Source organism: Pseudobutyrivibrio xylanivorans DSM 14809 (genome assembly GCF_900141825.1).
In the GTDB taxonomy this organism is placed as follows: Bacteria; Bacillota; Clostridia; order Lachnospirales; family Lachnospiraceae; genus Pseudobutyrivibrio; species Pseudobutyrivibrio xylanivorans.
The window spans coordinates 106,005-127,111 of the sequence record NZ_FQYQ01000005.1 but is presented as its reverse complement, the minus strand read 5'-3'; the positions used below and the strand labels follow the sequence as shown (position 1 = coordinate 127,111).

The 21,107-nt window shown below is 40.7% G+C and carries 19 protein-coding genes; 14 read left to right on the top strand and 5 right to left on the bottom strand.

Annotation, left to right across the window (positions count from 1 at the left end):
* Positions 1-7: 7 nt before the first annotated feature.
* A complete protein-coding gene (locus tag BUA88_RS05495; RefSeq protein ID WP_072913831.1) occupies positions 8-349 on the bottom strand; it encodes a phenylpyruvate tautomerase MIF-related protein in 342 nt (113 codons plus the stop codon).
* Between the two features lie 116 nt (positions 350-465).
* Positions 466-1,518 carry a flagellin lysine-N-methylase gene (gene fliB, locus BUA88_RS05490; RefSeq protein WP_072913828.1) on the bottom strand — a complete coding sequence of 351 codons (1,053 nt, stop codon included), beginning with the start codon at positions 1,516-1,518 and terminating at the stop codon, positions 466-468.
* A 94-nt stretch (positions 1,519-1,612) separates the two neighbouring features.
* Here fliB and BUA88_RS05485 point away from each other — a divergent pair, with 94 nt between their 5' ends.
* The 4 genes from BUA88_RS05485 (at position 1,613) to recJ (ending at position 6,085) form a co-directional block, all read left to right on the top strand.
* Entirely contained in the window at positions 1,613-1,789 is a 177-nt protein-coding gene (locus tag BUA88_RS05485; protein ID WP_072914070.1) for a DUF4250 domain-containing protein, read from the top strand.
* 9 nt (positions 1,790-1,798) lie between these two features.
* The gene (locus BUA88_RS05480) at positions 1,799-2,977 is read left to right on the top strand and encodes a CapA family protein (protein ID WP_072913825.1); all 1,179 of its coding nucleotides are present in this window, start codon (positions 1,799-1,801) and stop codon (positions 2,975-2,977) included.
* Between the two features lie 294 nt (positions 2,978-3,271).
* Positions 3,272-4,255 (top strand): phosphate acetyltransferase, encoded by a 984-nt coding sequence (gene pta, locus BUA88_RS05475; protein ID WP_072913822.1) that lies wholly within the window; start codon positions 3,272-3,274, stop codon positions 4,253-4,255.
* Between the two features lie 63 nt (positions 4,256-4,318).
* The gene (gene recJ, locus BUA88_RS05470) at positions 4,319-6,085 is read left to right on the top strand and encodes a single-stranded-DNA-specific exonuclease RecJ (protein ID WP_072913819.1); all 1,767 of its coding nucleotides are present in this window, start codon (positions 4,319-4,321) and stop codon (positions 6,083-6,085) included.
* Between the two features lie 45 nt (positions 6,086-6,130).
* Here the strand turns inward: recJ and BUA88_RS05465 are convergent, their stop codons facing one another.
* On the bottom strand, positions 6,131-6,535 hold the full coding sequence (locus tag BUA88_RS05465) for a hypothetical protein (RefSeq protein WP_072913816.1): 405 nt from the start codon (positions 6,533-6,535) through the stop codon (positions 6,131-6,133).
* A 60-nt stretch (positions 6,536-6,595) separates the two neighbouring features.
* On the opposite strand from BUA88_RS05465, the gene BUA88_RS05460 reads away from it, so the two are divergent.
* Positions 6,596-7,813, top strand: a complete 1,218-nt coding sequence (locus BUA88_RS05460) for a 6-phosphofructokinase (protein WP_072913812.1) — start codon at positions 6,596-6,598, stop codon at positions 7,811-7,813.
* On the opposite strand, the gene BUA88_RS05455 is transcribed toward BUA88_RS05460, so the two are convergent.
* Complete coding sequence (locus BUA88_RS05455; protein ID WP_072913807.1) at positions 7,810-8,094, bottom strand: hypothetical protein; 285 nt, start codon at positions 8,092-8,094, stop codon at positions 7,810-7,812. The genes BUA88_RS05460 and BUA88_RS05455 overlap by 4 nt on opposite strands.
* 24 nt (positions 8,095-8,118) lie before the next feature.
* Positions 8,119-8,364 carry a helix-turn-helix transcriptional regulator gene (locus BUA88_RS05450; protein ID WP_072913802.1) on the bottom strand — a complete coding sequence of 82 codons (246 nt, stop codon included), beginning with the start codon at positions 8,362-8,364 and terminating at the stop codon, positions 8,119-8,121.
* Between the two features lie 199 nt (positions 8,365-8,563).
* Between BUA88_RS05450 and BUA88_RS05445 the strand changes: the two genes are divergently transcribed.
* The 9 genes from BUA88_RS05445 to BUA88_RS05405 all read left to right on the top strand — a co-directional run bounded on the left by BUA88_RS05445 (position 8,564) and on the right by BUA88_RS05405 (position 20,674).
* Complete coding sequence (locus tag BUA88_RS05445) at positions 8,564-9,886, top strand: glycoside hydrolase family 5 protein (RefSeq protein WP_072913796.1); 1,323 nt, start codon at positions 8,564-8,566, stop codon at positions 9,884-9,886.
* Complete coding sequence (locus tag BUA88_RS05440) at positions 9,883-11,676, top strand: aminopeptidase P family protein (protein ID WP_072913790.1); 1,794 nt, start codon at positions 9,883-9,885, stop codon at positions 11,674-11,676. Before BUA88_RS05445 ends, BUA88_RS05440 begins: the two co-directional genes overlap by 4 nt.
* On the top strand, positions 11,676-14,381 hold the full coding sequence (polA, locus tag BUA88_RS05435; protein ID WP_072913786.1) for a DNA polymerase I: 2,706 nt from the start codon (positions 11,676-11,678) through the stop codon (positions 14,379-14,381). Before BUA88_RS05440 ends, polA begins: the two co-directional genes overlap by 1 nt.
* 103 nt (positions 14,382-14,484) lie before the next feature.
* The gene (locus tag BUA88_RS05430; protein WP_072913781.1) at positions 14,485-15,405 is read left to right on the top strand and encodes a DUF975 family protein; all 921 of its coding nucleotides are present in this window, start codon (positions 14,485-14,487) and stop codon (positions 15,403-15,405) included.
* A 3-nt stretch (positions 15,406-15,408) separates the two neighbouring features.
* The gene (gene coaE / locus BUA88_RS16465; RefSeq protein WP_072913775.1) at positions 15,409-15,999 is read left to right on the top strand and encodes a dephospho-CoA kinase; all 591 of its coding nucleotides are present in this window, start codon (positions 15,409-15,411) and stop codon (positions 15,997-15,999) included.
* 75 nt (positions 16,000-16,074) lie between these two features.
* Positions 16,075-18,162: a cell division FtsA domain-containing protein gene (locus BUA88_RS05420; RefSeq protein ID WP_072913772.1), complete on the top strand. Its 2,088-nt coding sequence runs from the start codon at positions 16,075-16,077 to the stop codon at positions 18,160-18,162.
* Positions 18,163-18,189: 27 nt separating this feature from the next.
* Positions 18,190-18,990, top strand: coding sequence for an MBL fold metallo-hydrolase (locus BUA88_RS05415; RefSeq protein ID WP_072913768.1), 801 nt, complete (start codon positions 18,190-18,192; stop codon positions 18,988-18,990).
* 30 nt (positions 18,991-19,020) lie between these two features.
* On the top strand, positions 19,021-19,296 hold the full coding sequence (locus BUA88_RS05410; RefSeq protein ID WP_015550900.1) for an ACT domain-containing protein: 276 nt from the start codon (positions 19,021-19,023) through the stop codon (positions 19,294-19,296).
* Positions 19,297-19,309: 13 nt separating this feature from the next.
* On the top strand, positions 19,310-20,674 hold the full coding sequence (locus BUA88_RS05405) for a PFL family protein (protein ID WP_072913764.1): 1,365 nt from the start codon (positions 19,310-19,312) through the stop codon (positions 20,672-20,674).
* Positions 20,675-21,107: the final 433 nt, after the last annotated feature.

Genomic DNA, 21,107 nt, shown 5'->3' with positions numbered 1-21,107 from the left:
TTTTGATTTAGAAGTTGCTTCCGTTCCATCCCCAATCTGATACAGGATGATAGGTAACATAAACTGAATTTCCTGGAATGCCAAGCTTTTCCGCAAAGAGCTCACAAATCTGGCCAGTAAGCTTATCGTAAGCTTCTTTTGGTGCATTACCATAGAGACTCACAGAAACATAAGCTCCTTTATCTAGCTTTTTTCCGCCAAGCCAAAGGTCATAAGCATCATCGATACCAACCATAAGGTAGGTCTCAGTTTTATTAAGAGTTGTGATAAGTCTTCCTAGTTCGCTCTTAAGCTCTTCCTTAAGCTCAGCTGTAACAGGAACAGTGATTTTTGAATCAATAAATGGCATAACAGTTCTCCTTTCATGAGTGAGTGATTATATTGAATTATATAGCTTTATATAAATTATATAGAATTATATAGAATTATATAGCATTATATAGAATTATATAGAATTATATAGCATTATAATTCGCCTTCAAAAAATTCAATAAGTGCATTTACATTTAAATCTGAATGTTCCACCTCTCTGGAGTACAGGTAGATTACCTGGTTTAGAGGGGTATTTTTATCTGCAGCGGAAAGCATCATAAGCCAGCGAGTGCTTTGCACTGCAATCATAGTGCGGGCGTAAATTTGTCCGTCATACACTGCACCGCAGAAGTATGTAAAGAGAAGAGATTCAAATATCTTCTCAAATATGAATTCTGTAGCAGCTTCTGGATACATGGCAGTTTTCCATGTAACGAAGTCAGAGGAGTTGTCGTTCCAAAATGTTTGGGCACTGCGAATAGAATCATGCCAAGATTCTTCAAGGACTTCCATTTCTAGAAGAGTATCCATGCTTTTAGTGCAATAAGGTAGTGAAAGTAAGGCACCTGTACCTGCGCAGTCAAACTCTTCATCAAAATCAACATCATCCATATCAAAAATTAAGCCTTCATCGTAGAGGCGCTGGAGCTTTAGCCCCATGGCGCCTATTAAGCTCATTCTATCCTGAAGTGAAATGGATTTGGTGGCAGCGAGCTCAAGCATTTTATCTCTTGAATATTCAAGCTTATCAAACAAAAGAAAATCATAATCCTCGAACTCTTCAGGATCGTCAAGAACATCATCCTCTGATTCCGTAAATGCGAATTCATAATCAGGCTCCGAAATCATGCGAGTAAATTCTGGACAGGAGAGTGAAAGTGAATATTCTCTAATATCCTGAAATTCCTCCACATGTCTTGGAAACATTTTACAGGTGTGGCAAAGCATATCCTCGCCAAGTGTAGAATGCAAATCACAAAGACCATTATTGTTGAGCATTGCGCAGCGGGTGTTGTTCTGCTTGAAGCAGCCCTCCTCAAAATTGATTGAGCCATTTAATCTGGCACCAAAATCACCAGCTGTATTCTTGTATTTTTTGATGCTATCTTCGTCTATCATTATCTGCCAACCCACGCAGCAGCTTTTTGGACACTTATCAGCTATGCATTTAAAGGCATCGTAGCCATTTTGTTTTCTATAAATCATATTAATATCTCCTGCTAAACTGCCATGATGTTACCATGTTTTTTTATTTTATGCTAGAATACACAGAGTAAGTTTAATGAAAGGTCGTGCAATTATGAATTTTCCAAAAGACCCAGTAATGCTTCTTTCTGTTGTAAATACAGCATTGAGAGATCATTACACTACTTTATATGCATTGATAGATGATACAGGAATTAACGAGGAGGAGCTAAAGGCAAAGTTAGGAAGTATCGATTATCACTATGATCCTGAAAAGAATCAGTTTAAATAAGGGGGATATATGAAAAAGTTTTTTTCGGCACTGATTAAGACTCTACTAGTTTTGGTGCTTGTTTTAGCGGCAGGCTGGTATGCATTGGGTGAAGGAGGTCCTTTTGAGGAAAAAGGACAGCAGTTGTTTGGAATGTTTCAGGAGAAGAATGGAGCGATAGAGCAGTCTGCCCAGGACGATTCTGAAGAAGAATCAGAAATCACACTGGAGGATGCAGACATTGCGGCTACTTCAGCAGTTGAACCATCACCTACTCCAGAGGACTTAACCACAAGGATTGTATTCACAGGTGATGTGGAGCTTAGTGAATATGTACAGTCTAATTACAACAGGGCAGGTGTAGATGGTGTTGTTTCGTCTGAGATAAAGTCACTTTTGACAGATGCTACATATACTATGATTAATAACGAGTTCTGTTTTTCTGAGAGAGGACAGAAGGCTCCAGATAAGCAGTACACATTTAGAGTTAATCCATCATATGTAAGTTTATTAAATGATTTGGGTGTCGATATCGCAGGCCTTGCCAATAATCATGTTTTGGATTTTGGTAGAGATGCCCTCACAGATACCTTTACTACATTAGCAAATGCAGGTATTGATTATACTGGTGCAGGAAGTAGCTTAGAGGATGCCAGCAAGCTTATTGTAAAGACGGATGCAAAGGGGCGCACCTATGGATTTCTTGCAGCAAGCCATGTTATTCCTGTAGGCAGCTGGAATGTGTTGAATTCTCAGCCAGGAGAGTTTTGCTTCTATGACGAGACAGATTTGCTTAATGCTATAAAGGCTGCAGACTCACAGGTGGATTATCTTTTTGTTATGGTTCACTGGGGCGTGGAGCACACAACAGAGCTTACAAGCTATCAGCCAAATGACGGCCATAAGTTTATTGATGCAGGCGCAGATGCAGTTATCGGAATGCATAGCCACTGCCTGCAGCCTGTAGAAATGTATAATGGCAAGCCGATTTTCTACAGTCTTGGAAATTTCATATTTAATCAGAATATAAAGTCTGGCGGTGGTGGAGCTGTAGAATTTTCTATAGATGAAAATGACAATGTTACTTACAGAATTATTCCTATTACAGCAAGCGGTGCCTGCACCAGCGTGGATGCAACGGGGTATAGCTATGTTGAGAGTATTTCACCAAACGCTAAGGTTGATGCTGATGGGTTGATATCTGAGTGATGTATTTATTCAGACTCTCATTCGCAAAATCGCTGCAAAGCAGCTTTACTTTTGCTCATGTGAGTTTCTCACAAAATAAAACTCAAAATAATTATAAAAGCAAGCTTTTAAATTTCTTTGAGTTTTACTTTGCTCTGAATAAATACAAAAAAGTACAAAATCAAAAACAATGCTCGAAACCACTGTTTTTTCATAAAAAAGTAGTAATATATCTAGGGTGGTTTTAATACACTAACATATTACAGATAACACCTCATATGAGGTTAACTTAAAGAAAGAAAAGAGGAAATTAAAATGGCAGGATTTGGAGCATTAATTGACATCCTTAAAAAGGATCCTAAGAAAATCGTTTTTACAGAGGGTACAGACCCACGTATTATTGAGGCATCTAGCCGTCTTCTCGGTTCAGATTTCCTTCAGCCAATTCTTATTGGTAAGGAAACAGAGGTTGCAGCAGCTGCTGAGGAAGCTGGTTTCAACATCCGTGGAGCAGTTATTATTGATCCAGAAAACTATGACAGATTTGATGAGATGTGCGAGCTTTTCTGCGAGCTTAGAAAGTCTAAGGGCGTTACAATGGAGCAGGCAGCAAAGACATGTCGTCAGGCTAACTACTTCGGCACAATGCTTGTAAAGATGGGTGTTGCAGATGCACTCCTTGGTGGTGCTACATACTCAACAGCTGATACAGTTCGTCCAGCTCTTCAGGTTATCAAGACAAAGCCAGGCAACAGCATCGTATCATCATGCTTCATTATGGTACGTAACTCAGCTACAGGTGATAGAGAAGTTCTTGCAATGGGTGATTGCGCTATTAACATTAAGCCAAACGCTGATGAGCTTGCTGAAATCGCTGGTGAGACAGCAGAGTGCGCTAAGATTTTCGGTATCGATCCAAAGATCGCTATGCTTTCATACTCAACACTTGGTTCAGGAAAGGGCGAGGATGTTGATAAGATGCGCGAAGCTACAGCAAAGGCTAAGGAGAAGTATCCTAACCTTGATATCGAAGGTGAGCTTCAGTTTGACGCTGCAGTTTCTCCACGTGTTGCTAAGACAAAGTGCCCAGGCTCTACAGTAGCTGGTCATGCTAACACATTCATCTTCCCAGATATCAATGCTGGTAACATCGGATACAAGATTGCACAGCGTCTTGGAGGATTCGATGCATACGGCCCAATCCTTCTTGGACTTAATGCACCAATCAACGATCTTTCTCGTGGTTGCAATGCACAGGAAGTTTACTCAATGGCTATTATTACAGCAGCTCTTGCTTAATATCATTGGGATTTTGACCTTCCCCGAAAGGGGAAGGTTATTTTAAATTTTGGAGAATTTTTTATGAGTAAATGGATACTACAAAGAAAAGCAGCTGATTATGCAGGACTTAGTTCAAAACTTAGAGTTGATCCTGTACTGGTAAGACTCATGGTAAATCGCGGCCTTAGTACATATGAAGAAATGCATGAGTACCTTCATCCATCTCTTAATTGTTGCGCTGACCCACACCTCTTTGCAGACATGGATTTAGCCTGTGAGCTTCTTATGGAAGCCATTGATGAGGGCGTAAAGATTCGTGTGGTTGGAGATTATGATGTAGATGGAATTATGTCTACCTACATCCTTACCTCAGCTATCAGAGAAGCCGGCGGTGATGTGGATTATGCAGTCCCCCATAGAATGGTGGATGGCTACGGAATTAATCCAGACATGGTACAGCAGGCTTATGATGATGGCGTTGGATTTATTATCACCTGTGACAATGGTATTGCGGCAGCTCCTGCTATCGATTTGGCGAAAGAGCTTGGTATGACTTTTGTTGTAACAGACCATCATGAGGTTCCTTTTGAGCTCGATGCTGATGGTATCACCAAAATTCAAAAGCTTCCAGAGGCAGATGCAGTAGTAGACCCAAAGCGTGATGATTGTAATTATCCATTCAAAGGTATTTGCGGGGCTCAGGTTGCATGGAAGCTAGCAGAGGTTCTTTTCGAATTTCTTGGGCTTGAAAAAGCTGAATCAGATAAATTCCTTCAGTTTGCTGCTATAGCTACTGTCTGTGATGTTATGGAGCTGAAGGGTGAGAATCGTGCCACAGTGTATCATGGAATTAAGGCTATCGAGAATACTGACAACATCGGTATAAATGCCCTCCTCGCAAGAACGGAGCTTAAAGGCAAGCCGCTAAGCTGTTACCATTTGGGATTCATTATTGGTCCGTGTCTTAATGCCAGCGGGCGACTGGATACTGCCAGCCGAGCAATTGAGCTTCTTATGGAGACAGACCAGGCTAAGGCTCTTGCTATGGCAAATGAGCTTGTAGAACTTAATTCTCAGCGTAAGAACATGACTCAGATTGGCATTGATAAAGCCAGAGATATGATAGAAAACAGCGACCTTAATAAGGATCGTGTTTTAGTAATCTATATTCCAGAGCTTCATGAAAGCCTAGCTGGAATCGTGGCAGGAAGAATTAGAGAAGCTTATTGTAAGCCAGTTCTTGTGATTACCGATGCAGAAGATGGAGCAAAGGGCAGTGGACGTTCAATACCTGCCTACAATATGTTTGAAGAGCTCACAGGAGTTAAGGACGTATTTACGAAGTTCGGCGGACATCCTATGGCTGCCGGGGTTTCACTTCCAACAGATAAGATTGATGAACTTCGCACTCGACTTAATGAACGCTGTACATTGACAGAGGATGATATGCAGGAAGTTATAAAGATTGACTGTGATATGCCTCTTTCATACATTACAGAGGAGCTTGTGGACAGCCTTGATTTACTTGCGCCTTATGGTACCGGAAATACGAAGCCATTGTTTGCACTTAAAAATGTGCCTATCCTAAAGGCTGCTTACATCGGAAAAGAAGGACAGTATCTTAGAATGACTGTAGGTACTGAAAACGGAAATACGATGACAGCCATGATGTTCAGAAATGTTCCAGAATTTGAGGAAGCTGTTAATCAGAAATTTGGAGCGGATGCATGGAACAGAGTCTGTGCTGGTCAGACTAATGGAGTTACCATGGACATTATTTATGAGCCATCTATAAATGAGTTCCGTGGCAATCGAAGCATACAGATTATGATTGAAAATTTCAAATAAAAAATAAGAGTTTTGCCCCCAAAACACAGGCAAAACTCTTTCTTTTTATTTTCTTATAATGTCTCTGACAAGATGAATAATTCCAATGATTATTCCACGTATTAGGGCAAATATCAGGAACATAAGCAAAAAGCCCCATACACCAAAGACTATATCGTCGAAATCCATTACACCGGAGTGGGTGATTTTTTGTCCAATTTCAATAGCGAATGTCATTAGGATTATCAACGTAAATACGTATATCCAGCTGATGGCAAGAACATGGTTTGTCTTTGCCAAAAGAGCGAATAGTGGGTGGATAATAAAAATCATTGCCATACCGATAATTCCGATAACGATAAAGTGAAGCTGTTTGTCTGTTAAATTCGCCTCGTATGCGTCATTCAATGACAAAATATATGTATGTGCTTCTGTAATTATGTCTAAAATGCCATATAAAAATGTGTTCATAAATTGTCTCCTCTGTGTTAAAATCTTCCCTAGAAATACTTTATAGGGAGGATATTTTCTATGGGAAATGTTTTAGTAGCTCAATCTGGTGGTCCAACAGTGGCTATCAATGCCAGCCTTGCTGGTGTCATCGAGGGAACCCTTGGTTCTAGATATGACAAGATTTACGGCTCTATCAATGGCATTCTCGGAATCAAGAATGACAATGTAATAGACCTAACAGCTGTCGTAGCTAACGATCCACGTTTTCTTAAGCGTCTTAAAACAACTCCTGCAATGTATCTTGGCTCATGCCGTTTCAAACTCCCTGGTGTGGATTCAAATGATCCTATCTATAATACCCTATTTGACCAATTTAACAAATATCAAATCGAAGCCTTTTTCTATATTGGTGGAAATGATTCGATGGATACAGTAGATAAGCTTTCTGCTTATGCTGCTAAGATTGGCTCTAATATCAGGTTTGTAGGTGTACCAAAGACCGTTGATAACGACCTTTGTGTCACAGATCATACACCAGGATTTGGTTCAGCTGCAAAATACATTGCAACTTCTACAATGGAGGTTATCTTCGATGCTCAGATTTATGACAATCCTAGTGTCACAATCATCGAGGTAATGGGTAGAGATGCAGGATGGCTTACAGCTGCTACAGCACTTGCAAAGAATGAGTGCTGCGATGGTCCAGACCTTATCTACTTGCCAGAGGTTCCATTTGACAGAGATAAGTTCATCCAGGACCTGGCAAATCTTCTTAAGGAGAAGAACAACATCGTAGTTGCTGTTTCTGAGGGAATCAGAGATGACAAAGGCGAGTACATTTCAGCTGCTACAGGAACATTAGACAATTTCGGACATGCACAGCTTTCAGGTGCAGGAAAGACTTTAGAGTACCTTGTTAAGGATAAATTGGGGGTTAAGGTTCGCTCTATCGAAGTCAATGTTTTACAGCGTGCAGCTGCACATATGTCCAGCCTTACAGATATCAACGAGTCAGAAGCTATCGGTAAGAAGGCTGTTGATATTGCAGAAGAGGGTGTTACAGGCGCTATGGTTACAATGGAGCGTATCAGTAATGCACCTTATGAAATTAAGCTTAACTATGCGAAGATTCATGATATTGCCAATGAGGCGAAGGAAGTGCCACAGGATTGGATTAATCCTGAGCACAATGGAGTAACCTCTGATATGGTAATGTACCTGAAGCCACTTGTAATTGGACTTCCAGATGTGGAGTACAAGGATGGACTTCCAGTATACGTTTCTCGCGAAAACTAAATAACATTTAATTGCAATCTGTTGTAATCTCTTTCTTCTAAAAGTGAGAGGACGCGCCTTGCGTGAGAATACTGAGTGCGATTGATGGAAATAACACAGACCTTATTGGCACCGTGATAATTTCTTCTTCTGAAGATAGGAACACGGTGCCAATTTTTTGAAAATGGTACTGACTGCTCCAGTAAAAGATCGGAAGTGCGATTGGAAACGATGCGATTTGTAGTCTCGCAGAGTACTATATCTTTTCCACAATTCTTTGAAATCTTAGGTTTTCTTTTCATTTCTAACTAACCTTTCAATAACTTTTAATTCACCTGAATATCAATTTTTTTGCCCATTGAATCGGCAACCTTTACAAGAAAGTCCAGGGATGGATTGTATTTGCCACTTTCCATTCGGGAGATGTTAGATTTTTTTGTGCCTGCTCTCTCGGCTACAGCCTCCTGAGTGATATGCAGGGAATGTCGGGTGTCACGAAGCTGCCTGGCGATGGAATGACGCGCCTCCAAAGCCTGGGGCGTGACAACTCCATCAGAATAACGATTCTTCATAGTTCACCTCATGCTTACAAGTTATCATATATGATAACATAAAACAATGGACTTCACAATAAAATCAAGGATTTTTTGAAAAAAATAGGAGATTAGTTACCCTTTTTTATGAAGGGCAAATGAGCTATAATCTTAAATGGAGTATTTTTATGAGTAAAAGAATTATTGATTCGTAAACATATAATTTGGAGGGAGCATCATGGTAGGCAAAAAACAGCGTTTCAGAACAGTACTTTTAATAATTTTTCTAGCAGTGGCTATTGTAGGCGGCGTTTTTGCTGTTAGTTATTTTAAGGGTGGTGTTACATTCCCTTGGCAGGTGGCTATAGAAGAGCAGGAGCCTGAGCAGGTGGCACAGGAGCCAGCAAAAGAGGAGCCTAAGCTTGTAATCAAGGAAAAGAAACAGGACGAGGCTGTTAAGAAGGAAGAAGAGCTTAAGAAAGCTAAGGAAGAAGCAGACAAAAAAGCTAAGGAAGAGGCTGAAAAAGAAGCTAAAGAAAAGGAATTGGCGGAGTCTGTTATCCAGACTGGTAAACAGCTGGATTATTATGGCGCCATTCATGTTGAAGATGGAAGGCTTTATGATGAAGTAAGAAATGAAGTAAGACTTACAGGTATCAGCACTAACAATCTTAGCTGGTATCCAGAGTTTGCGTCTGCAGATACTATAAAGTTTCTCAAATCGAATTTGGGAATCAACGTAATCAGATTGGCTTTATTCACCAGCGATTATGATGGATATTGTGTGGCAGGTGCTGATAAGCAGGAGGAACTTAAGGAAGTCATTGATGAGGCAGTTAAGGCTGCTACAGATAATGATATGTATGTTATTTTAGATTGGCATACATTAAACGATGCAAATCCTAATGAATATAAATCAGAGGCAATTCAGTTCTTTGGTGAGATGGTTCGTAAATACGAATTAAACGACAATGTCATTTACGAAATTTGTAATGAGCCAAATGATGATACTACCTGGGAAGACATCAAGGCATATGCAAAGGAAGTTATTCCAGTAATCAGACGTGTTAACAGAACTGCAATTATTCTTGTAGGTACACCAAAGGGCTGCACTGATTTAGAATCAGTCTTGGCAGATCCATTGGATTCAGATGCTTTTGGCACTAATATTATGTATACATATCATTTTAATGCTCGCACACAAAAATCAAGTGATAGAAATGCTCTAATCAACGCATTAGAGGATGGTCTTCCGGTGTTTGTTTCTCAGTTTAGTTATTATTCAGCAGATGGTGTTGGCGACTTAGACAAGCATGAAGCTACAAGATGGGATGATTTGATGGATGATTACAATCTTTCTACATGCATTTGGAACTTATCAAATAGTGATGAGGGCTCTGCATTAATTAATCAGTCTTGTGACAAATATTTTGATTTCAAATATGAAGATTTGACAGAACAGGGAAAGCATTTATTTGAGAGACTTTCCGACAATAGAAAAAAAGCTGAAATCCCTGAAAAGGATGAAATAAAAGATAGTAAGGAGATAAAAAGAAGATGACAACTAATGAGAAAATCGCAGCATTGCGTGATTTAATGAAAGAGAGAGGTATTGATATGTACCTCATCCCAACAGACGATTTTCATTCATCTGAATATGTAGGAGAGCACTTTAAGGCACGTAGCTTTATGACAGGCTTTACAGGCTCAGCTGGTACAGCAGTTATCACATTAAAGGAGGCACATCTTTGGGCTGATGGACGTTATTTTGTTCAGGCAGCAAAGCAGATTGCTGATTCAGAGGTTATTTTAGAGAGAATCGGTGAGCCAGGAGTTCCAGAGGTAGATGAGTTTATCGAGCAGAATTTTGTAGATGGTGGATGCCTCGGTTTTGACGGCAGATGTGTTTCCGCAAAGAACGCAGCAAAGTATTTTGATATCGCTACAAAGAAGGGCGGAGAGCTTGCTACAACAGAAGATTTAGTAGATTTAATCTGGACTGACAGACCAGTTCTTCCAAAGGCTACCACATGGCTCCTTGAGGATCAGTTCTCAGGCGAGACAATGGATTCAAAGATTGCCCGTATTCGTGAAGAAATGAAAAAGAAGGGAGCTGATGCTCACTTACTTACAGCTCTTTACGATATCGCATATACGTTAAACATCAGAGGAAATGATATTGCAAACGTTCCAGTTTTTCTTTCATTCCTCATCATCACAGATGAAAGCGTAATTCTTTTTACAGACACAACAAACTGGCCAGCAGAGGTAATGGGCTATCTCAACGATAAGGGTGTAAAGCTTTACCCATACGATATGATTTATCATTATCTTCAGAGTGCTGATATGGCAGACAGAAGGGTTCTTCTTGATCAGTCAATCGTTAATTACAACATGCTTAAGGCTCTAGAGGGCTCAGCAAAGATTATCGATGGCAAGAATCCATCAGAGCTTATGCGAGCTATCAAAAATGAGACTGAAATCAAGAATACAAAGTGGGCTCATGTAAAAGATGGTGTTGCATGCACAAAGGCTATTAAGTGGATTAAGGAGAATGTTGGTAAGGTACCAATGACTGAAATCACAGCTTCAGATTATTATGAGGCTCGCCGCAAGGAGCAGGAGAATTTTGTGGATCTTTCATTTGGTACAATCTCAGCTTACGGACCAAACGCTGCAATGATGCACTACAGCGCAAAGGCTGGTTCAGAGGCTACACTTAAGCCAGAAGGATTCTTACTTGTAGATTCAGGTGCTCATTTCCTTGAGGGTACTACAGATATCACACGAACAATCGCTCTTGGTGAGCTTACACAGCAGATGAAGGAGTACTACACAGTAGTTCTTCGTTGCCACTTAAGACTTCTTGCAGCCAACTTCCCTAAGGGAGTTACAGGTGCAAATCTTGATATCCTTTCACGTGGACCAGTTTGGGATATGGGACTTGATTATCGCTGCGGAACAGGTCACGGTGTTGGCCATATTTTAAATGTTCACGAAGGACCAAACCGTTTCCACTGGAGAGTTCTTCAGGGACAGAATTCTGCTGAAATTCAGCCAGGTATGATTACAACAGACGAGCCAGGTCTTTACATTGAGGATGGCTTTGGAATTCGTATTGAAAACGAGCTTCTTTGCGTAGCAGGCGAGACTACAGAGTACGGTGATTTCCGTCACTTTGAGGCTATCACATACTGTCCAATCGACCTTGATCCAGTTATCCCAGAGATGATGACTGAGGCAGAAAAGAAGACACTTAACGAGTACCACGCAATGGTCCGTGAAACATTAAAGCCATATTTAAGCGTTGAAGAGTATGCTTGGCTTGAAAAAGAGACAAGGGAGATTTAATGAGCAAATTACTTTTAATAGATGGACATAGCATTGCCAATCGCGCGTTTTATGGCTTGCCTGACTTAACAAATAGCCAGGGCGAGCACACAGGCGCCATCTTTGGCTTTATAAACATGATGTTAAAGTTCATCGATGATGAACAGCCTGATAACTTTGCAGTGGCATTTGATGTGCATGCCCCTACCTTCAGACACAAAATGTTTGAAGCTTACAAGGGCACCAGAAAGCCAATGGTTCCAGAGCTTAAGGAACAGATTCCACGTATTCAGGAAATGCTTAGAGCCATGGGCGTTCCGGTTATCACAATGGAAGGCTGGGAGGCTGATGATATCCTTGGGACCCTTGCCAGAATTGGTGAGGAGAAGGGCTTTGATGTTACCATCGTTTCTGGAGACCGAGATCTTCTCCAGCTTGCCACTGAAAAGGTAAAGATTTCCATCCCTAAGACAAAGAAGGGTGGAACAGAAATCGAGAACTACTTCGCAGCGGATGTTAAGGAGGCCTACGGGGTTACTCCTAAGCAGTTTATCGATGTAAAAGCACTTCAGGGAGATACTTCTGATAATATTCCAGGTGTTGAAGGCATTGGCCCTAAAACTGCACAGACATGGATTGCCCAGTACGGTTCTATCGAGGAATGCCATGCTCACGTAGATGAGATGAAGAAAGGTAAAGTCGTTCAGAATTTCATTGACCAGTGGGATATTGCTGTGCTTTCAAAGGAGCTTGCCACAATTAATGTGAATGCTCCTATAGAGTTAGAAGAAGGATGTACTAAGCTTGAAAATCTTTTTACAGAGGAGGCTTATCTTCTCTGCAAGCGATACGAGCTAAAAAAGCTTCTTCCTAGATTTGAAGCGTCTACTACTACAAAGGTTCAGGACAACAGAGCTGAGACCTTTAAACGTATATACGATTTTACTGATGTGGAGGATTTCTTCGCTGAGCTTAAAAAATCTGGTAAGGATTTTGTTGGTGCCAGCATCATGGCAGGAGAGGACAAGCGAATTAAGGGTGCTGCACTTTCTGTCGGTGATTCGACAGTTTATGTAGATTGTGCTGGATTTATCACCCCAGATTATCTTGGTCATAAGCTTATGGAAATCAGCAAGGCCGGAGTAAAGCTTTGCTTTTGGGATTTAAAGAATGCTATGCACCTTCTTTATGAGCTTATGAGCGATGATGAAAAGCAGGCTATTTTAACTAATGGTGGTAAGGCAGAGATTTTCCCTACAGCAGTTGATGTTGCTGTGGCAGCATACCTTTTGAATCCTACAAAGAATGCCTACACAGCTGATGATGTTGCCAGCGAGATGCTTGGAATCATCATTCCCGCTCAGGCTGATTTGTTTGGCAAAACAAAGCTAAATGCTGCACTTGAGGATGACAATTTACTTGAGGCTGTTACCACATATGCATGCTACAATGCCTATGTTGCATTTGCGGCATTCGAAAAGGTTATTGCTCAAATCAAAGAAGAGGGAATGCTTGATATTTATGAAAATATTGAGATGCCTCTTGTATATACACTTTTCGACATGGAGCTTCAGGGTATTGCCATGGATAAAGAAGCACTTGCTGAGTACGGTAATCGTCTTTCAGTTCGTATAAACGAATTAGAACAGAGCATTTATTCTCAGGCTGGAGAGGAGTTTAATATTAATTCTCCAAAGCAGCTTGGAGTAATCCTTTTTGAAAGAATGGGAATAGAGGGTGGAAAGAAGACAAAGACTGGATATTCAACAGCTGCAGATGTCTTAGAAGAACTTTCAGCCACAAATCCTATAATATGTGATATATTAGAGTATAGACAGTTAGCAAAGCTTAAGAGTACTTATGCTGATGGTTTGGCAGCCTGTGTTGATTCCGATGGAAGAATACGCTCTACCTTCATGCAGACAGTTACAGCTACAGGACGTATCAGTTCTACTGAGCCAAATCTTCAAAACATTCCTATCAGAATGGAGCTTGGTCGAGAAATCAGAAAGGTATTTTATCCAAAGGATGGATGTATATTCCTTGATGCCGATTATTCTCAGATTGAGCTTAGAGTACTTGCACATATGTCTGGTGATGAAAATCTGATTGGCGCATTCAAGGCAGGTCAGGATATTCATCGTTCTACAGCATCACTTGTGTTTAATACACCATTTGATGAGGTTACAGACCTCCAGCGACGCAGAGCGAAGGCTGTTAACTTTGGTATCGTTTATGGTATCAGTGCCTTTGGTCTTGCAAAGGACATTGGTGTAGGTCGAAAGGAAGCTCAGGAGTACATAGATAATTACTTCGTGGCTTATCCAAAGATGCACGAATTTTTGGAAGGACTTAAATCTGATGGTAAGGAAAAGGGATATGTTACTACTATGTATGGTAGACGTCGTCCTATTCCAGAGCTTTCATCATCAAACTTTATGACACGTCAGTTTGGTGAGCGAGTGGCCATGAATTCACCTATTCAGGGAACAGCTGCAGACATCATTAAGATTGCCATGGTAAATGTCCACGACAGACTCCTTAAGGAAGGACTAAAATCAAAGCTTCTTCTTCAGGTTCACGATGAACTTTTAGTGGAGGCACTTGAGTCAGAACGCATACAGGTTGAGAAGCTTATTGCGGAGGAGATGGAAAATGCAGCTAAGCTTGCTGTTAATCTAGAAATAGATATGAATGCAGGTAAAACTTGGGCTGAAGCACACTAGGAAAGCCTTCCCCTTGAGGGGAAGGTGCCCCGAAGGGGCGGATGAGGTGTTTTAGAATAAATAGGGAGAGTATAAGCATCATCGTATTAGGAGGATATTGAAAATGTTTCCAAGAAAACAAATCAAAGCAAATGCCAGAGCAGCTTTATCAGCTAATTACTGGCCAGTAGTAGGTTATCCACTTTTATTGGGGCTGTTGTTGGTAGTTGTACTTTCTATTGTAAGTGCTAAGTCAATTATAAATTTGGCTGGTGCTGCAAGTACATCTTCATTTGCCACAGCTGAAGCAGCATTGGCAGCCGGTACTGGAACAACACTTGCTACAGATACCATTACAATTCTTTTATCAATTTTTGTCCTTAATGTTATTGCAGTTGGTCAGATGTATTTCTACTTCAAGTTTTACAGTGGATCAAGAGCAGACTTCGGTACATTCTTTGATGGCTTTAAGAATGGTCAGTATTGGCACAATGTTGGTGGTATGTTCCTTATGACATTATATGTTTGTCTTTGGACAATGCTTTTCTGCCTTCCAGGAGCAATTTTTGTTGGATTTGGCGCAGGAATGCTTTTTGTTGATTCAGGAGCAGGTGCGGTCTTACTTGTTATTGGAATAATCCTTTATATTGTGGGTATCGTTGTTGCTTTTATTAAGGCATATCAGTACAGCATGATTCCTTATCTACTCATTGATAAGCCAGAATTTACTGTTAAAGAGTGCTTTGCGATGACAAAGAAGATGACAAAGGGAAATAAGTGGAGTCTTTTCGTATTAGATCTTTCATTTATCGGATGGATTTTACTTTCATGTCTTACATTATTCATTTTAGCAATCTTCTATGTTTCGCCTTACATGAATCTTGCAAAGGCTGGAGCATATGATTATCTCAAGAGAGTTCATATGCCTGAGTCAGTAGACGGACCAGTATTCCAGTCAGCTTCTTATGAGGCAGATTATACAACTTCTGAGCAGCCAACAGATAACACAGGCGCTTTAGATAATAATGATTTTTTTGAAGAGTAATATATGAAATTTATAGGAATTACAGGGGGCATCGGCGCTGGCAAAAGCACGGTGCTCTCTTTATTAAAAGAAAACTTTAATTGCAAAGTGCTGCTGGCAGACGAGGTGGCAGCACAGCTTATGACAAGTGGTCATAAGTGTTTTGATGAGGTAGTGGCACTGAATTGGCCTGCCTCTATTTTGGATGCGTCAGGAGAAATTGACAGACCTATCATGGCGAAGTACATGTTTGCAGATGATGAGCTATTGAGAGGAGTAAACTCCATCGTTCATCCTGCTGTAGAAAAAGAAGTACTAAATCAGGTAGAAGAGGAAAAAGAAAAGCACAATATAGAGTATTTTTTCTTTGAAGCTGCATTGCTCATAGAATGTGGATATGGTAAACTTGTGGATGAGATGTGGTATATTTATGCCAGCCCTGAGGTTCGTAAAATCAGGCTCATGGAATCCAGGGGTTACTCTAAAGAACGCATTGAAAATACCTTTAAAGTTCAGCGTTCTGACGAGAGTTTTAGAGAGCACTGTGACAAGGTCATAGATAATAGCGGCAGCAAAGAGGAGACACTAATGCAATTGAAAGAAATCCTCAGCTAAAAGGCTTCCCCTTGAGGGGAAGCTGTCACCGAAGGTGACTGATGAGGTGTAATATAATTAAAGGGGATTTTTACTATGGAAAAGAAGGACATTGTTTTTGGCTTGGATATTGGTACAAGAAATGTCATTGGCACAGTTGGTTATCTTGAGGATGGGGTGTTTCACGTTATTGCTCAGACACTGCGTGAACACGACACTCGTGCCATGCTGGATGGACAGATTCACGATATAGGCCGAGTTGGCGCTACATGCGACGAGGTAAAAAAGGAGCTTGAGAGCATGACAGGCCTCACACTTACAGAGGTTTGTATAGCTGCCGCTGGTCGTGTGCTTCGAACAATCACCACACATGTTGATTTGGAATATCCAGAGGAGACTGTTGTTTCAGGCGAGGATTTACATACACTTGATATGCTTGGAATTGAGAAGGCTGGTATGGAGATCAAAGGTGGTGCCGAAGACAGTAAATACAAGTTCTTCTGCGTAGGTTATTCTACGGTTAGATATTATCTGAATGGAGATCCATTCTCATCTCTTGAGGATCATAAGGCAGATGTTATCGGTGAGGATATCATCGTTACATTCCTTCCTGAGGATGTTGTTGATGGACTTTATGCTGCTGTTGGAAAAGCTGGTCTTACAGTTGCCAATCTTACATTGGAGCCTATTGCAGCTATTAACGTTGCTATTCCACAGAATTTCAGAATGCTTAATATTGCTCTAATCGATGTGGGCGCAGGTACATCCGATATCTGTGTCACAAGAGACGGAAGCATCATTGCTTACGGTATGATTCCTATGGCAGGTGATGAGCTTACTGAGGTTCTGGTTCATGAATATTTAGTTGATTTTGCTACTGCAGAGCAGATTAAGAGAGCTTCTACAGAAGGTGGAGACATCACATACGAGGATATCATGGGTATCAGCCACACCATCAAATCGGAAGAAGTTTACAAGCTCACAAATCCAATTATGGAAAAGATTGCCAGCGAGGTTGCTTCAAAGATTAAGGAGCTCAATGGCGACAAATCTGTATCAGCAGCTTTCGTTGTTGGTGGAGGTGGAAAGATTCATGGCTTCACCCAGGCACTTGCCAATGATTTAAAGATTGTTGACGAGCGTGTTGCACTTCGTGGCGAGGAAGTCATGAAGAACATCATTTTCGAGCAGGAGGATATTAAGAAGGACTCACTTCTTGTTACTCCAATTGGTATCTGCCTAAATTACTATGAGACAAAGAATAACTTCATCATGATTCACTTTAATGGAGAGATGATGAAGCTTTACGATAATGGACAGCTTACAATTGTGGATGCAGCTATGCAGGCAGGATTCTCTGCTGACCAATTGTTCCCGCGCCGCGGCAAGGAAATCAATTTCACTGTCAATGGCGTTTCACGAATGATTCGTGGTATCGAGGGCGAGTCTGCAGTTGTTAAGATGAATGGAAAGCCAGTTGGAATTAATACTCCACTGGAGTTCAACTGTGATGTTGAGTTTGTTCCATCTACAGTCGGTGCAGGTGGAAATGGTACTATCGCTGATTTGGATGAATTCACTACAGAGTATTTGTACTTCACAGTTTGTGGGCGCAGAGTTAAGTGTCCAAAGTTTGTTGAGGTTAATGGTTCTATGGAGCCGCCTACATATTCAGTTAAGGATGGAGATGTTATTGAAACACGTCCATTCTATACAGTTGGCCAGTTGGCAGAGTTCATGGATGTAAAAATTGATGATCGCTATGAGATTTTGGTTAACAACCGTCCATCTAGTTTGGATTCTCTTGTTTATGAGAACTTTGTTATCGATTGGACTACTACAACACCAGTAGCTTATGCAGGAGATTATCTTGCAGAGGATGGCGAGGGCTTGCCAGAGGATTACGACATTGATGTAGCACCTGAGAATATTACAGATGTTCACACCAAGATGAAGGATGAGGCTACAGAGCTTCCTATCACTATCAATGGTAAGAAGAGAGTGCTTTGCGGAAAGAAGGATTATATCTTTGTAGATATTTACAATGTGATAAATTTCGATCCTAATGAAAGCAATGGACGCCCACTCATCACAAAGATTAACGGACATAAGTGTGGTTATTCTGATGAGCTTCATGAGAATGATCAAGTGGAAGTATACTGGGACAACTCAGCTATTAGTTAATAAAATAGAAAGAAGATTTTATTTATAATGGATTTTTTTAGTATTGCAAGTGGTAGCAGCGGCAACTGCATTTGTGTTGGAGATGACAGCACACATGTAATGATCGATGCAGGTATTTCAGGGAAGCGTATTGAAGCGGGGATGAACAAATATGATTACACCACCGCCGATATGGCAGGGCTTTTGGTGACTCACGAGCATTCGGATCACGTATCCGGGCTTGGAGTCATCTCCCGCAAATACCATATTCCGATTTACGCTACGGCACCTACCATCAGAGCAATACGTTCTATGAAAAGCCTTGGGGCCATAGATGACACACTTTTTCATGTTATCAAGCCAGACGAGGATTTCTCTATAGGTAGTCTTAACATTCACCCATTTCACATTAGCCATGATGCGGCAAATCCAGTTGCATATCGTATTGAAAATGCTAATTCTAAGGTTGCAGTATGTACTGACTTAGGTTATTATGATGGCTATATTGTTGATAATTTAACAAATCTGGATGCTCTTTTGCTTGAGGCAAATCATGATATCCACATGTTGGAGGTTGGTTCATATCCTTATCCACTTAAGAAGCGTATTTTAGGGGATTATGGTCATCTTTCAAATGAGGCCAGTGGAAAACTTTTGAGTCAGGTCTTGAATGACGATATAAAGCACGTTTTTCTGGGACATCTCAGCCACGAGAACAATTATCCGGATCTTGCGTACGAAACAGTACGTTTGGAAGTAAATATGGATGAAAACACTCCATACAATGCGAGTGATTTTAATATAACAGTAGCGTCGCGAACAGAAGTATCAGAGCGCGTCATACTATAAGATTAATAAATTATTTGAAGGAGAATTCTTATGGAAAACAAAGTTATTATTACTGTAGTAGGTAAAGATACTGTGGGCATCATTGCACGTATCTGCACATATTTAGCAGGGTGCAAGGTAAACGTTTTAGATATTACACAGACTATCGTCCAGGGATTCTTTAATATGATGATGATTGTAGATATTAATGCTGCCACAAAGTCATTTGATGATGTACAGAAGGATCTTGAGACACTTGGTGATGAAATAGGAGTTCAGATTAAGGCTCAAAAAGAAGATATTTTCAACGCTATGCACAGATTATAAATAGGGGGGACCCATGGTAAACTTACAGGAAGTATTAGAAACAAATAAGATGGTGGAGGAGCAGACACTTGATGTCCGCACAATCACTATCGGTATCAGCCTTCTCGAGTGCATTGACTCAGATTTAAAGAAGGTTAATGAAAACGTATATAACAGAATCACAACAGTTGCAAAGGATTTGGATAAGGTTGCAAAGGAAATCGAGCGCGACTATGGTATTCCTATCGTAAACCGTCGTATTTCTGTTACACCTATCGCCCTGGTTGGTGGTGCAGCTTGCAAGAAGCCAGAGGATTTTGTTACTTTGGCTCATACACTTGATAAGGCAGCTGAGGCTGTCGGTGCTAATCTTATCGGTGGTTATTCAGCTCTTGTTTCAAAGGGAATGACTACAGCTGATGAGATGCTTATTCGTTCAATTCCACAGGCTCTTTGTGAGACACAGAGAGTTTGTAGTTCAGTTAATCTTGCTTCTACAAAGACTGGTATTAACATGGACGCTGTTCGTCTAATGGGAGATATCCTTCTTCAGGTGGCAGACCGTTCAAAGGATAGAGATTCTGTTGACTGCATGAAGCTTGTAGTATTCTGCAACGCTCCAGATGACAACCCATTCATGGCAGGTGCCTTCCACGGAGTTACTGAGGCTGATGCCATTATCAATGTAGGTGTTTCTGGCCCTGGTGTTGTTAAGAAAGCACTTGAGCAGGTTCGTGGCGAGAGCTTCGAGGTTCTCTGCGAGACAATCAAGAAGACAGCATTCAAGGTTACACGTGTTGGTCAGCTTGTTGCACAGGAAGCTTCTAAGCGTCTTGGTATTCCATTTGGTATTATCGATTTATCACTTGCACCTACTCCAGCTATTGGAGATTCAGTTGCAGATATTCTTTGCGAGATTGGTCTTGAGTACGCTGGTGCTCCAGGTACTACAGCAGCTCTTGCAATGCTTAACGATCAGGTTAAGAAGGGCGGCGTCATGGCAAGTTCTTACGTAGGTGGTCTTTCAGGAGCCTTCATTCCTGTATCTGAGGATCAGGGTATGATTAATTCTGTTGAGGCTGGTGCAATCACACTTGAGAAGCTTGAGGCTATGACATGTGTTTGCTCAGTAGGCCTTGATATGATTGCAATTCCTGGTGACACTCCAGCTACTACAATCTCTGGTATGATTGCGGACGAGATGGCACTTGGTATGGTTAACCAGAAGACTACAGCAGCTCGTCTTATCCCAGTTATCGGCAAGGGTGTTGGCGACACTGTTGAATTTGGTGGATTATTCGGTTATGCACCAATAATGCCTGTGAATAAGTTCTCTTGCGCAGATTTCATCAATCGTCAGGGACGTATTCCAGCACCTATTCATTCATTTAAGAACTAGTTGTATTGTAAACCGGACATGACTCAACATTTTCTTTCAGAAAATGTTGCCTGGCAAAAGCTAGCTTTTATAGGCTTTTCATTTTTTAAATTAATAGATTTATTTTGAGCATCTTATGTTTTTGACATGAGGTGCTTTTTATTATCGTATTTTTTAGCATTATATTTTAAATATAAAACTTTTCTTTAATTAATCTATGTGCTACAATGTCAACTATTGATTTAGGCGATGACTATATAGGTGCAATATAGGAGCCTAGATTGCTTATAATTATAATTCTATAGATATTATTTCTTTAGTTTTCTTTTATCATTCCAGGTTGGGTTGAATTAAATATTATGGGTCATAACAGTTAAGGACAAATTATTGGTAGAGCACTTTCTACATACCAAAAGGCAGAAAAGGCCAAAAAGTATGTAGTCTGCAAGGAGAA

Bases quoted from the DNA above. Each gene is read 5' to 3' on its own strand.
- BUA88_RS05495 (WP_072913831.1), bottom strand. From the start codon at position 349: ATGCCATTTATTGATTCAAAAATCACTGTTCCTGTTACAGCTGAGCTT.
- fliB (WP_072913828.1), bottom strand. From the start codon at position 1,518: ATGATTTATAGAAAACAAAATGGCTACGATGCCTTTAAATGCATAGCT.
- BUA88_RS05485 (WP_072914070.1), top strand. From the start codon at position 1,613: ATGAATTTTCCAAAAGACCCAGTAATGCTTCTTTCTGTTGTAAATACA.
- BUA88_RS05480 (WP_072913825.1), top strand. From the start codon at position 1,799: ATGAAAAAGTTTTTTTCGGCACTGATTAAGACTCTACTAGTTTTGGTG.
- pta (WP_072913822.1), top strand. From the start codon at position 3,272: ATGGCAGGATTTGGAGCATTAATTGACATCCTTAAAAAGGATCCTAAG.
- recJ (WP_072913819.1), top strand. From the start codon at position 4,319: ATGAGTAAATGGATACTACAAAGAAAAGCAGCTGATTATGCAGGACTT.
- BUA88_RS05465 (WP_072913816.1), bottom strand. From the start codon at position 6,535: ATGAACACATTTTTATATGGCATTTTAGACATAATTACAGAAGCACAT.
- BUA88_RS05460 (WP_072913812.1), top strand. From the start codon at position 6,596: ATGGGAAATGTTTTAGTAGCTCAATCTGGTGGTCCAACAGTGGCTATC.
- BUA88_RS05455 (WP_072913807.1), bottom strand. From the start codon at position 8,094: ATGAAAAGAAAACCTAAGATTTCAAAGAATTGTGGAAAAGATATAGTA.
- BUA88_RS05450 (WP_072913802.1), bottom strand. From the start codon at position 8,364: ATGAAGAATCGTTATTCTGATGGAGTTGTCACGCCCCAGGCTTTGGAG.
- BUA88_RS05445 (WP_072913796.1), top strand. From the start codon at position 8,564: ATGGTAGGCAAAAAACAGCGTTTCAGAACAGTACTTTTAATAATTTTT.
- BUA88_RS05440 (WP_072913790.1), top strand. From the start codon at position 9,883: ATGACAACTAATGAGAAAATCGCAGCATTGCGTGATTTAATGAAAGAG.
- polA (WP_072913786.1), top strand. From the start codon at position 11,676: ATGAGCAAATTACTTTTAATAGATGGACATAGCATTGCCAATCGCGCG.
- BUA88_RS05430 (WP_072913781.1), top strand. From the start codon at position 14,485: ATGTTTCCAAGAAAACAAATCAAAGCAAATGCCAGAGCAGCTTTATCA.
- coaE (WP_072913775.1), top strand. From the start codon at position 15,409: ATGAAATTTATAGGAATTACAGGGGGCATCGGCGCTGGCAAAAGCACG.
- BUA88_RS05420 (WP_072913772.1), top strand. From the start codon at position 16,075: ATGGAAAAGAAGGACATTGTTTTTGGCTTGGATATTGGTACAAGAAAT.
- BUA88_RS05415 (WP_072913768.1), top strand. From the start codon at position 18,190: ATGGATTTTTTTAGTATTGCAAGTGGTAGCAGCGGCAACTGCATTTGT.
- BUA88_RS05410 (WP_015550900.1), top strand. From the start codon at position 19,021: ATGGAAAACAAAGTTATTATTACTGTAGTAGGTAAAGATACTGTGGGC.
- BUA88_RS05405 (WP_072913764.1), top strand. From the start codon at position 19,310: ATGGTAAACTTACAGGAAGTATTAGAAACAAATAAGATGGTGGAGGAG.